The organism is Pseudomonas sp. 25 R 14, from assembly GCF_900004755.1.
Lineage (GTDB): Bacteria > Pseudomonadota > Gammaproteobacteria > Pseudomonadales > Pseudomonadaceae > Aquipseudomonas > Aquipseudomonas brenneri.
Map to the genome: position 1 here is coordinate 1 of NZ_CVTS01000041.1, position 11,902 is coordinate 11,902.

Sequence of the window (11,902 nt, forward strand, 5' to 3'; positions counted from 1 at the left end):
CCAGGGCGGGCACTGCCAGCGCCTGACTGATCGCACCAAGGCGTTGCAGCGGCGCAACCGCCGAACGCCCGGCACGCAAGCGTGCGTAGAGCGCTTCGGCTCGCCGGACCTGCTCGCGCGTCGGTTTGACCCGTACCGATTCGTAGCCCACCAAGCGGCCCCCTTCGAGGATCGGCGTCACATAGGCGCTGACCCAATAGAAGTTGCCATTCTTGCAGCGATTCTTGACCACGCCCATCCAGCTGTGGCCGGCCTTGAGGTAGCGCCACATCAGTTCAAAAACCGCTGGCGGCATGTCCGGATGACGCACCAGGTTGTGGGTACTGCCGATCAGCTCGGCCTGGGTAAAGCCGCTCATCGCAGCAAACTCGGCGTTGCAGTAGGTAATATGACTGTTGATGTCAGTCGCGGAAATCAGCCGTTGCTGCTCCCCGAAAGTCTGTTCAACAGTGGTGACCGGCAAGTTGACGCGCACTTTGAAACTCCATGGACAGCATTCGATCTACCCGGCCGGGACCGGATAGGTCCCGTAGGTAGAGAGGTATTTCCAGACGGGTAAACCGTCAATCGGCTGGCTGGCGCCATTTGGCAGCCAAACCAGGTTTTACCCAGCACTTGACCTTCGGTTCGACGAAGATCAACTAGGCTTTAATTCGAGCGTCTGGTGTGAAAGGCGGGGGCTGCACGGGCACGCAAGAGCAAGCCTGGCGCTGCGGCCAAGCAACTGTTTTGCAGCCACCTTTATGAAAGTGAGGAGAAAGCAATGATTTCCTGTTTCATAAAGCTGCCCTGTGAAACGACACCGCCAAATACTTGTCCTAAACGCCGATTCTACGAATTACATCACATTTTGCAAGAAAAGGTGATGGTGCGTGCCGTTGTCTAATGCCAATATTTATCGTTAAGTTCTTGATTCTAAATGGGAATTGAGCGATGCAAATTTCAAGTTTGGGTCCAGCCATCAGACGCTACCGAAAGGTAGCGGGGCTTACTCAGGCTGAACTAGGTGAGAAAACCGGTTTTGACCCTAAAACCATCAGCCGCTTCGAAACCGGCACCTATACACCCAGCGTTGACGCTCTGTTCTTGTTTGCGGAGGCTCTGGGAGTGAAGCTGAAAGTCTTTTTTGCCGATCTGGGCGATGAAGACGAACAGCGCGCTTATCTGTTCGGTGTCATTCATAAAGCCACCCCGAAGGATCTGGGAAAGCTGATAGCGGCGGTAGACCAGGCCTTGTCCAAGCCTTAGAGCTCGTACGACATAACAAGAGCAGGCCGCTGATGCAGCCTGCCCTCAGCCTCCAGACATGATCCGACCGGACAGCCCCTCTTTTGGCAGGCGCTGGGCCACGCCTTTTGCCAGCATGCTCGCGCGCCCCAGGCGGATTCGATATCCTTTCGCAGAATCATTTCAAAATGTAAGGGACTACCATGAACTACTTCCGCCTGCTGCTGGCGGCTGCCGCACTAAGCCTGCCTGCCGCGCCAGCCTATGCCACCACAGCCCCGGCACCGGTCGAAACCAGCGCGCCCGCCGAAACCGCCGAGCACTTCCTCGCCTCCCTCAAGCAACAAACCGGCACCGTCACCCTGCCCGGCGGCATTGCCACGCTCAAACTCAACGACGAGTTCTATTACCTTGACCCCAAGAACACCGAGCGCCTGCTCACCGACGGCTGGGGCAACCCGCCGGGCTTCAACACCCTGGGCATGATCGTGCCCAAGGCCGTCAGCCCGCTGTCGGAACGCGGCTGGGGCGTGATCGTCAGCTACAAGGACGACGGGCATATTGCCGACGAAGACGCAGCAAAAATCGACTACGCCGAACTGCTCAAGCAAATGCAGGAGGACGACGCCGAGGACAACAAGGAACGCCAGAAACAGGGCTACGCCGGCCTGCACCTGCTGGGCTGGGCCGAACCGCCGCACTACGACCAGCAGTCCCACAAGATGTACTGGGCCCGCGAACTGAAAGCCGACGACGCCGAGCAGAACACGCTCAACTACAGCATCCGCGTGCTCGGCCGCGAGGGTGTGCTGGAACTCAACGCCGTCGCCGCCATGGCCGACCTGCCCACCATCAAACAGGAACTGCCCAAGGTCCTGGCCTTCACCAACTTCACCGACGACAACCTCTACACCGACTACAACCCAGGCACCGACAAACTGGCCTCGTACGGCCTGGCCGCGCTGGTCGCCGGCGGGATTGCCGGCAAGGCCGGACTGTTTGCCAAGATCGGCATCTTCCTGCTGGCAGCGAAGAAATTTCTGGTGATTGGTGTGGTGGCGTTGCTGGCAGGCGCGCGCAAGTTCTTCAATCGCAACAAGGACTGATTGCCAGACACGAAAACGCCGCGGGAAATCGCGGCGTACAGACAACTTGGCCCCGTGCGCAATCAGGCATGGGCAAGTGAAAAGTTCTGATGAGTCAGGGATAAAGCAGGAGGGTTGTTGCGAAGGAGAGCGTTATGGAGGCAACCCCACCAGCCACACCCCGGCACACAATGTTCCCGCTGTGGCTGCTGCCTTCCGGCTCTGACCAGGTTCACGGGTAATCGTTGCGGGGGGACCGATGGGGTCACCATAACGACGCTGGCCTCTCGGCAAGCGGGGCCATTGTACCGATCTCATCGGAAGTTACAACCGTTGGCGCAGGATTAAAAATCTTATGAGGTTCAAGTACTTGCCCACTGGTTTCGCAGAGGCCCTGTAGGAGCGAGCTTGCTCGCGAAGAATCCGGATGCTCCACATTCATCCAGAATGCCCGCGTTATCGTTAACGATCTTCGCGAGCAAGCTCGCTCCTACAGATGAACGACTTCGTCGGCCCGACCGCCCTCTTCTTGAATCACCAGGTGAATGAAATGCAGCTTGGCGATCACCGCCGGCGGCAGCACGAACGGATAGAAATCCGGCTGCCCCATGCTGCGGGACAGTTCGTTGAGCATGCCGGCCAGTTCGATCCAGGCGTTGACGAATGACAGGAACGCCGCGCCGCCTGGGTGTTCCGGGTCGTAAAGGGTCGCAAGGGGAAACGACTGGTAGTCCAGGTCCATCTCCCTTGCGCTCATGCCAAAGCCCAAGGCGGTGTCGACGGCGTCCATCATGTGCAGGTAGTGAGCCCAGGTTTCCGCCCAGTCCTCCCAGGGGTGCATGGTGGCGTAGGCGCTGACGCAGCTTTGCTGCCAGTCCGGTCGCGGGCCGTTCTGGTAGTGCTGGTCAAGTGCGTCGGCGTAGCTGGCGCGTTCATCGCCGAACAGGTTGCGAAAGGGCTCTAGCCAGTGGCTGCCGGCGATCAGGCGATCCCAGTAATAGTGGCCGACCTCATGCCGAAAATGGCCAAGCAAGGTGCGGTACGGTTCGCGCATCTGCACGCGAATTTTCTCACGGTGCTCGTCGTCAGCCTCCTTGATATCCAGGGTGATCAGGCCATTGGCATGGCCGGTGGTGGGGGCCTTGCCTTCCAGGTCGATGCCCACGAAGTCAAACGCCAGGCCGCTGTCCTCATCAACCGTCTTGGGGATGACCTGCAACCCCAGGCTGATCAATTGCGCCACCAGCCGGCGCTTGGCGGTTTCGACCTTGCGCCAGCGCTCTGGGTTTTGCGGGATCGACAGGTCGGGAATGGTGCGATTGAGGCTACACGCCACACACAACTGCGCGGTGCTCTGGGCCGGAATCAGCCAGTTGCAGGCGGCCGCGGTGTCGAGGTTGGCGCAACGGCGGAAGGCGCCCGCCTGCAGGTTATCGTCCTGCAACCAGGTATCGACCACGGGGCCCGGCTGTAGGGACGATAGGCGGCTGTGCTCAGGCTGATAGCCCAACAGCGCCGAGCAGGCCAGGCACTGGCTGTTGCGAAAGAACAGCGACTGCCCGCAACGGCATTGCCAGACCTTGCTGTTGCGCGAAATCCCGGCCATGTGCGGCGCAGCAATGCGCGAACTGAGTTGCTCGAAGTAGCGGAACATGGCGATCTTTCCCTAGGGCGTGCCCAAGACTAGATCATTTCCCACGCAAGATCGTTCAAAGTGAATGCCCTGCAGGAGCGGGTCGGTATCAGACAGTGATGTGGTGCTTGGCCAGGAAGGCGACGAACGCCTCCTCGTCCAAGACCTTCACCCCCAGCTCGCTGGCCTTGGCCAGTTTCGACCCGGCGCCCGGCCCTGCGACCACACAATAGGTTTTCGCCGATACCGAGCCCGCCACCTTGGCGCCCAGGCTTTCGAGCTTTTCCTTGGCCACGTCGCGGCTCATCAACTCCAGCGACCCGGTCAAGACCCACGTGCGGCCCGCCTCAGGCAGGCCCTCGACCACCTTCTTCTCGCTCTGCCAGTGCATGCCGAAGTCCTTGAGCTGCTGCTCAATGGCCAGCGCACGACGGGCATTCTCTTCATTATCAAAGAACTCACGCACGGACTTGGCCTGCTTCTCCGGCAAAGCCTGGCGCATGTCCAGCCAGTCAGCCTTTATCACGCCCTCCAGAGAGCCGAACTTGTCTGCCAGCTTCTGCGCAGCCCCCGGCCCCACGGAAGGTACGTGCAACTTGTCGAGCAAGCCGCCCAGGGTGGTACTGGCGGCAAACTCGGCACTGAGTTCGCCCTGGTCCTGCAAGACCAGCGCACATTCATCCGGCGACAGCAGCGCGCCAATCACCTGCCGGTTGTGGCTGTCTTCAAAGAAGCTGTGGATCTCGTGAGCCACTTCCAGGCCAACATCCGGCAAGTACGTCAACACTTCTGGCAGCGCCTGCTGGACACGCTCAAGGGACGCCAGGGAGCGCGCCAGCACCTTGGCGGTTTCCTCGCCCACATCCGGAATGCCCAGGGCGTAGATGAAACGCGCCAGGGTCGGGGTCTTGCTGCTCTCGATGGCAGCGATCAGTTTCTTGCTGGAAACATCGGCAAAACCTTCCAGGTCGATGATCTGCTCGTACTTGAGTTTGTAGAGGTCGGCCGGCGAGCCAATGAGCTTTTCATCGACCAACTGCTCGATGGTCTTGTCACCCAGGCCGTCGATGTCCATGGCCCGGCGCGAAACGAAATGGATAATCGCCTGCTTGAGCTGCGCACCACAGGCCAGGCGCCCGACGCAGCGATACACCGCGCCTTCGCTGACGGTTTCCTTGCCCTTGCTGCGCTTGACCAGTTGCGTGCGCTCCACGTGGGAGCCACACACCGGGCAGCTCTGCGGGATCTGCACGGCGCGGGCATTTTCCGGGCGACGCTCGACAACCACCGACACGACCTGTGGGATCACATCACCGGCACGGCGGATGATCACCGTGTCGCCAATCATCAAGCCCAGGCGCGCCACTTCGTCCATGTTGTGCAACGTCGCATTGGACACGGTGACGCCCGCGACCTTGACCGGCTTCAAGCGCGCCACTGGCGTCACGGCGCCGGTGCGACCGACCTGGAATTCAACGTCCAGCAACTCGGTCAGTTCCTCCATCGCCGGGAATTTATGGGCGATGGCCCAACGCGGCTCGCGGGCTCGAAAGCCCAGTTCACGCTGGTAGGCGATGCTGTTGACCTTGAACACCACACCGTCGATTTCATACGGCAGGCTGTTACGCCGCTCACCGATATCGCGGTAGTACTCCAGGCAATCCTCAATGCCCTTGGCCAGCTTCAGCTCGTGACTGATGGGCATGCCCCACTTCTGCAACTGCTGCAGGTTACCGATATGGGTGTCGCTGATATCCGTGGTCACGCCGTAGCAGCAGAACTCCAGCGGGCGGCTGGCGGTGATCTTCGAGTCGAGTTGGCGCAGGCTCCCGGCGGCTGCGTTGCGTGGGTTGGCGAACGTCTTGCCGCCGACTTCCAACTGCGTGGCATTCAAACGCTCAAAACCAGCCTTGGACATAAACACTTCGCCGCGCACTTCCAGGGTCGCCGGCCAGCCACTGCCTTGCAGCTTCAACGGAATATTACGCACGGTGCGCACATTGACGCTGATGTCTTCGCCCGTGGTGCCATCGCCGCGGGTCGCGCCACGTACCAGCTCGCCGTCCTGATACAGCAGGCTGACCGCCAGGCCATCGAGCTTGGGCTCACAGCTGTATTCCACCGCCGCGCCACCACCAAACAGATCGCCCACTGGCAGGTCGAGGCCCTCGGTGACCCGGCGATCGAATTCCAGCATGGTGGCTTCATCAAAGGCGTTGCCCAGGCTGAGCATCGGGATCTCGTGGCGCACCTGGGTAAAGGCCGACAACGCCGCGCTGCCGACCCGCTGCGTGGGCGAATCACGGGTAACCAGGTCCGGGTGCTCGGCCTCAAGGGCCTTGAGTTCGTGGAACAACCGATCGTACTCGGCGTCCGGGATGCTCGGCTCGTCGAGTACGTGATAGCGGTAGTTGTGCTGATCCAGTTCAGCGCGCAGTTCGAGGATGCGGGTGTGGGCGGCGGTCATGGGTGTTCTCTCATAAAGCAAAAGAGCAGCCGAAGCTGCTCAATATGTAGTGCACGGATTCTACAGGCAACGCTTAGGATTGAACCTTAGCGCTTCTGTGTCAGGGCGCGACGCTCGAACTCGACGATACGCTGACGGTAATGTTCGATGGTCTGGGCGGTCAGCACGCTGCGCTGGTCGTCCTTGAGCTCGCCGTTGAGTTCCTGGGACAGCTTGCGGGCTGCGGCCACCATGACGTCGAACGCCTGTTTCGGATGACGCGGGCCTGGCAGACCGAGGAAGAAACTCACCGCCGGGGTGCTGAACAGGTCGATATCGTCCAGGTCGAACGTGCCCGGCTTGACCGCATTGGCCATGGAGAACAGTACTTCACCGTTACCGGCCATGCTCTCGTGGCGGTGGAAAATATCCATCTCGCCAAAACGCAGGCCGCTTTCCAGGATGTTCTGCAACAGGGCCGGGCCCTTGAAGCCAGCCGCGTCGCGGCAGATCACACTGATCACCAGCACTTCTTCGGCCGCCGGCTGATCCTTGGCGGACTCACGCGATGCGCCCTTGGCCGGGGCTTCATCCGGGAAGTCACCATCACGGCTGCTGAAGCTCGGGCCATCATCCACGTCGAGGTTCAGGTCACCCTGATGCGGCTCGGCGACAGCGGCACTGCCACGCTTGCCGCGCTTGGACGACGGCTCGCGGGCTTCACGCACCGGTGCGCTCATCGACGGCAAGTCGTGCTCGTCCAGCTGCGGTTCTTTATGGGTATCCAGGACACGGGGCGGCCCCAGCAGCTCGGCGGCACCGTCATCGTCGGGCAAATTGGACAGGTTGCGGTCCAGGCGAAATTTCAGCTTGCCCTTGCCGCCGCGCATACGGCGCCAGCCATCAAAAAGAATACCGGCAATTACAATAATGCCGATGACGATCAGCCACTCGCGCAGACCGATTTCCATGTAATCCCTTGCCTCTATAAAAAATGCTGAAAAATAAGGGGTTTAGCACCGTGCAAACCGCTTTAAAACGTGGCGCCAACTCTATGTTCTGACTGACGTTTTGCCCACGCATACGAAAAATTGACATTAAACTAGCACGACCAAAGATAACTTTACACAGTTGGCGCAAAATGTGTCGGCTGGCGCAGGAATCAGGCTACAAACCATAAGCCCCAAACTGACGCCCTTGGCGCTGGAAGCCAGCAACTTGCCGCTAACTTTCCACCATTGCCATTGCCTCTTCAACATCCACCGCCACCAGTCGCGAACAACCCGGCTCATGCATGGTCACCCCCATCAATTGATCCGCCATTTCCATGGCGATCTTGTTGTGGGTGATATAGATGAACTGCACCGTCTGGGACATCTCTTTAACCAGGCGGGCATACCGTCCAACGTTAGCGTCATCCAGCGGCGCGTCAACTTCGTCGAGCATGCAGAACGGCGCCGGGTTCAACTTGAAGATCGCAAATACCAGCGCCAGTGCAGTCAGGGCCTTCTCGCCACCGGACAACAAATGGATGGTGCTGTTCTTCTTGCCCGGAGGCCGCGCCATGATCGTTACCCCTGTATCGAGTAGATCTTCGCCCGTCAGTTCCAAGTAAGCGCTGCCACCACCGAAAACTTTCGGGAATAACGCCTGTAAACCGCCATTAATCTGATCAAAGGTATCTTTGAAACGATTGCGGGTTTCCTTGTCGATCTTGCGAATGACGTTTTCCAACGTGTCCAGGGCTTCCACCAGATCGGCGTTCTGGGCATCCAGATAACGTTTACGCTCGGACTGCTGCTGATATTCATCGATGGCCGCGAGGTTGATCGCCCCCAGACGTTGAATACGTGCAGCAATGCGCTCAAGTTCTTCTTCAGCCTCTTTTTCATTGGCCTGGGCGGTCAGCGTATTGAGTACGCCGTGCAGGTCGTAGCCATCTTCCAGCAACTGCTCTTGCAGGGTTTTGCGGCGCACCGTCAGTGCCTGCCATTCCATGCGCTGCTGTTCGAGCTGGCCGCGGATCAATTGCGATTGCTGCTCGGCCTGGGTCCGGCGCTTTTCTGCATCACGCAGTTCGCGGTCAGCATCTTCCAGGGCGATTTGCGCGGTCTTGAGTTCTTCGTCAACGCTCATGCGCTTGTCGAGCAATTCTTCAAGCTTGAGCCGCAACTCTTCCAGCGGCGCCTCGCCCTCCTCCAGGTTGAGGCTCAACTGCTCGCGTTTTTCCGTCAGGCGCTCGGATTGCATTTCAAGGCGCTCAAGGGCCTGGCGCGTGGAATCGTGCTGGGCCCGCAACGAGCCGAGGCGCACGGCCAACTGATGGGCGTGATCCTTGTGCTGGCGCGCTTCCTGGCGCACCCGGTCGAGTCGTTCGCGCAGGCTGTCACGCTGGGCCAGCAGCAGTTCACGCTGCTCGGTGTCCAGCGCCATGCTGTCGAGGGCGCCCTGCAATTGCAGGCGCGCTTCGCCGACTTGTTCGTGTTCGAGGGCACGCTGTTCGCCCATCTCGGCCACTTCTTCATCGAGACGGGTACGGCGCAGGGTCAATTGTTCGGCCTTGGCCTTGCTCGCCGAGAGCTGGGCTTTCAATTCGCCCTGCTGGCGCGCTTCGTCCTGCAGCAGGCGGCGCAAGTGTTCGCGGCCGGTCTCTTGCTGGCGTTGGGTAGCGCGCAGGGTTTGCAGTTGGGTTTCCAGGGACTCCAGAGTGGCCTCGCGCTCTTCACGCTCGGCCCCCAGGTTGACGATTTCCTGGCCTCGGGCCAATACGCCACTTTCAGCCTCACTGGCGCGGCGCACCCGTAAAAAGTGCCGGCCAACCCAATAGCCGTCGCGGCTGATCAGGCTTTCGCCAGAGGCCAATTGGCCACGCAATGCCAGGGCCTCCTCCAGGGAATCCACCGGTTTTACCTGGCCCAGCCACGGCGACAGGTCAATCTGCGCCTCGACTTTATCCAGCAGGCTGCCCGGTACGCGGGTGCCATCAGCCGACGGACTGAGCAGGCGCAAATCGCCCTGGGCAAAGCCGGCCAGATCAAACCCGGCGAAATCGTCCACCAGTACCGCCTGCAGATCGGCACCGAGCACGGTCTCCACCGCCAGCTCCCAGCCCGCTTCAACCTTCAAGCCCTCGGCCAGGCGCGGGCGTTCGGCCAGGTGCTGGTCGCGCAGCCATTCGGCGGTGCCGGTGCCCGGGTCCAGGGCCGCCTGCTGCAAGGCTTCAAGGGATGCCAAACGACCGTTGAGCCGCTGCAAATCACCTTGGGCCTGCTGCTGCGCCTGGGTTGCCTGGTGCAGCTCCTGGCGTAATTGCTCCAGGCGCTCCACTTGTTGTTCTTCGCTGGCCTCCAGCTCTTCCAGGGTCATTTCGCTTTCAGCCAACTGCTCGCTCAACGCCATGATCGCCGCATCTTCCGGGGCAGCGGCAAGCAACGCGCGCTCCTCCAGGACCCGGCGCTGGCGCTCGGCCAGGCGCTCCATGCTGGTTTCCAGTTGCTGGATGCGCGATTGCTGCACCTCAGCCTGGCGACGCGGTTCGGCGGAGCGCAGGTTGAAAGCGTCCCACTGCTCCTGCCAGCCGTGCATGGTGGTTTCGGATTCTTCCAGGGCGGCGGCGGCTTCTTCAGCAGCAGCGCTGGTGATTGCCTGCTCGGGGGTGAGCATGTCCAACTCCTCCCCAAGGGTCAGCAGCAAGGTGCGGTCATGCCCCAGGTGGGATTCGGTTTCCAGGCGCGCCCGTTCCGCTTCCTTCAAGTCATCCTGCAACTGGCGCAAACGCTGCTGGCCGTGCTGGATGCTCTGCTCGACCCGCGCAATGTCGCCGCCCACCGAATAGAAGCGTCCCTGCACCAGGTTGAAGCGCTCGGACAGGTCATGGTGACCGTCGCGCAGGCGCTCGATGCTCGCATCGGCATTGCGCTGCTCGGCCACCAGGGCCTCGAAGCTGATTTCCTGGGTGCCGATGATCGCTTCGCGCTGGCCCACCTGGTCATTCAAGGCCTGCCAGCGCAGCGCCGAAAGTTGCGCCTTGAGCTGGCGTTCTTCGCCTTTGTATTCCTGGTATTTTTCGGCGGCCTGGGCCTGGCGGTGCAAGCGCTCCAACTGGCGCTCCAGCTCTTCACGCAGGTCGGTCAGGCGAGCCAGGTTCTCGTGGGTGCGGCGGATGCGGTTTTCAGTCTCGCGACGGCGCTCCTTGTACTTGGAGATGCCGGCCGCTTCCTCGATAAAGTTGCGCAAGTCCTCAGGCTTGGCTTCGATCAGCTTGGAGATCATGCCCTGCTCGATGATCGAGTAGCTGCGCGGGCCCAGGCCGGTGCCGAGGAAGATGTCGGTAATGTCCCGGCGGCGGCACTTGGTGCCGTTGAGGAAGTAACTGTTCTGGCTGTCGCGCGTCACTTTGCGGCGGATGGAAATTTCCGCATACGCCGCATACTCGCCAATCAGCGTGCCGTCGGAGTTGTCGAACACCAGTTCGATGCTGGCCTGGCTTACCGGCTTGCGGCTGGTGGAGCCGTTGAAGATGACGTCGGTCATCGACTCGCCACGCAGGTTCTTTGCCGAGCTCTCGCCCATCACCCAACGGACGGCGTCGATGATGTTCGACTTGCCGCAACCATTAGGCCCGACCACTGCCGCCATATTACTGGGGAAGTTCACCGTGGTCGGGTCGACGAAGGATTTGAACCCCGCCAGTTTGATGCACTTGAGACGCACGCTTAGGCGTCCGCCAGGGCTGCGATGACCAACGTGGCACTGCGCTGGCAGTAAGCCGAGAGCACCTTTCGGATCTGCGGCAGGTCACGGGCAAGGACGGCGGCGAGCAGTTGCTCGAACAGCGCCAGGTACTCGCTCATGGAGGCCTTGCGCTGATCCAGGGCCAGGTAATAGGCACGGTTCATCGCCGGTTGCAGGTTCTCGACCGTTTCCTGCAAGTACGGGTTATTGGCGAACGGGTACGCGGCGCGCATCACGTTGAAGCACTCTTCGACAAAGGCACGGATGTCCTGGCGCTCGAAGTTGCTCACCAGGCGTTGCTGGATCTGCATGAACGGCGCCATGTCGGCCTGGGTCTGCCAACCGTCGGCAACCGCATTGCCCAGCAGGATGTACAGCTCGCTCATCAGCGTGCACAGGCTCTGCACCTTGTGCGCGGTGAGTTCGGTGACGTGGGCGCCACGGCGCGGCAGGATGGCAATCAAATGCCGCCGCTCAAGGATCAGCAAGGCTTCGCGCACGGAGCCACGGCTGACATTGAGTGCCAGCGTGACTTTCTGCTCCTGGATCCGCTCCCCAGGCTTAAGGTCGCCGCGGATAATGCGTTCGGCGAGGTGGTGAGCGATTTGCTCGGCGAGACTGTCCGGCGCCTTGAACGTCATGTTTTCCCTTCAAAATCTTCTATCGGTACAAGGGCGGCAGTGTAGCGCAATCGCTGGGCCCACAACGCCGAATTTGGCATGAAATAAGCAGACGATAAAGCCCAGGCGCCGCTGAAAACGGTGGTTACAGGGATAT

The 11,902-nt window shown here is 60.6% G+C and carries 8 protein-coding genes and 1 other RNA gene; 2 read left to right on the plus strand and 7 right to left on the minus strand.

Features of this window, described 5'->3' with window-relative positions; translation table 11 throughout:
• On the minus strand, positions 1–475 hold a 475-nt coding region (locus tag BFQ03_RS14275; RefSeq protein WP_139115693.1), incomplete at its 3' end, for a PAS domain-containing protein.
• Between the two features lie 458 nt (positions 476–933).
• On the opposite strand from BFQ03_RS14275, the gene BFQ03_RS14280 reads away from it, so the two are divergent.
• Together BFQ03_RS14280 and BFQ03_RS14285 are read left to right on the plus strand one after the other, a co-directional pair.
• Positions 934–1,248 (plus strand): helix-turn-helix domain-containing protein, encoded by a 315-nt coding sequence (locus BFQ03_RS14280; protein ID WP_032863355.1) that lies wholly within the window; start codon positions 934–936, stop codon positions 1,246–1,248.
• A gap of 182 nt (positions 1,249–1,430) precedes the next feature.
• Entirely contained in the window at positions 1,431–2,333 is a 903-nt protein-coding gene (locus tag BFQ03_RS14285) for a DUF2167 domain-containing protein (RefSeq protein ID WP_065943385.1), read from the plus strand.
• Between the two features lie 144 nt (positions 2,334–2,477).
• Here the strand turns inward: BFQ03_RS14285 and ffs are convergent.
• The 6 genes from ffs to BFQ03_RS14315 all read right to left on the minus strand — a co-directional run bounded on the left by ffs (position 2,478) and on the right by BFQ03_RS14315 (position 11,766).
• Positions 2,478–2,574: signal recognition particle sRNA small type (gene ffs / locus BFQ03_RS14290), an RNA gene on the minus strand.
• Between the two features lie 228 nt (positions 2,575–2,802).
• Positions 2,803–3,966: a zinc-binding metallopeptidase family protein gene (locus BFQ03_RS14295; RefSeq protein ID WP_065943386.1), complete on the minus strand. Its 1,164-nt coding sequence runs from the start codon at positions 3,964–3,966 to the stop codon at positions 2,803–2,805.
• A gap of 88 nt (positions 3,967–4,054) precedes the next feature.
• Positions 4,055–6,412: an NAD-dependent DNA ligase LigA gene (gene ligA, locus BFQ03_RS14300; protein WP_065943387.1), complete on the minus strand. Its 2,358-nt coding sequence runs from the start codon at positions 6,410–6,412 to the stop codon at positions 4,055–4,057.
• Positions 6,413–6,498: 86 nt separating this feature from the next.
• Positions 6,499–7,362 carry a cell division protein ZipA gene (zipA, locus tag BFQ03_RS14305; RefSeq protein WP_032863359.1) on the minus strand — a complete coding sequence of 288 codons (864 nt, stop codon included), beginning with the start codon at positions 7,360–7,362 and terminating at the stop codon, positions 6,499–6,501.
• Positions 7,363–7,615: 253 nt separating this feature from the next.
• Entirely contained in the window at positions 7,616–11,104 is a 3,489-nt protein-coding gene (smc, locus tag BFQ03_RS14310) for a chromosome segregation protein SMC (protein WP_065943388.1), read from the minus strand.
• A 2-nt stretch (positions 11,105–11,106) separates the two neighbouring features.
• Complete coding sequence (locus BFQ03_RS14315; RefSeq protein WP_065943389.1) at positions 11,107–11,766, minus strand: GntR family transcriptional regulator; 660 nt, start codon at positions 11,764–11,766, stop codon at positions 11,107–11,109.
• Positions 11,767–11,902 lie beyond the last annotated feature (136 nt).

What these genes read in the sequence shown, in the direction of transcription:
- BFQ03_RS14295 (WP_065943386.1), bottom strand. Translation starts at nt 3,966, where the DNA reads ATGTTCCGCTACTTCGAGCAACTCAGTTCGCGCATTGCTGCGCCGCAC.
- BFQ03_RS14280 (WP_032863355.1), top strand. Translation starts at nt 934, where the DNA reads ATGCAAATTTCAAGTTTGGGTCCAGCCATCAGACGCTACCGAAAGGTA.
- BFQ03_RS14315 (WP_065943389.1), bottom strand. Translation starts at nt 11,766, where the DNA reads ATGACGTTCAAGGCGCCGGACAGTCTCGCCGAGCAAATCGCTCACCAC.
- zipA (WP_032863359.1), bottom strand. Translation starts at nt 7,362, where the DNA reads ATGGAAATCGGTCTGCGCGAGTGGCTGATCGTCATCGGCATTATTGTA.
- ligA (WP_065943387.1), bottom strand. Translation starts at nt 6,412, where the DNA reads ATGACCGCCGCCCACACCCGCATCCTCGAACTGCGCGCTGAACTGGAT.
- BFQ03_RS14285 (WP_065943385.1), top strand. Translation starts at nt 1,431, where the DNA reads ATGAACTACTTCCGCCTGCTGCTGGCGGCTGCCGCACTAAGCCTGCCT.